The sequence below is a fragment of the Ligilactobacillus ubinensis genome (assembly GCF_024160875.1).
Lineage (GTDB): Bacteria > Bacillota > Bacilli > Lactobacillales > Lactobacillaceae > Ligilactobacillus > Ligilactobacillus ubinensis.
The window spans coordinates 1-204 of the sequence record NZ_JAIULA010000084.1; the positions used below are offsets into that span (position 1 = coordinate 1).

The 204-nt window shown below is 34.8% G+C and carries 1 pseudogene; it reads left to right on the plus strand.

The window, feature by feature from the left end:
* Positions 1 to 204, plus strand: a pseudogene (locus LB941_RS12490) (Fic family protein); the annotation flags it as partial.

A 204-nucleotide genomic window follows, 5' to 3' on the forward strand; every position in this document is an offset into this window, starting at 1 on the left:
CAGGTAGAGAGAAATTTAAAGCTACGCAAAGAGAACAGAATTAAATCTATTCATTCATCATTAGCCATCGAGAATAATAGTCTGTCGGTTGAACAAATCACGGCTATTATCGAAGGTAAACGAGTGTTTGGTAACCCAAAAGAGATACGTGAAGTAAAAAATGCTTATGATGCCTATGAAGAAATCTTAGCTTTAAATCCTTAC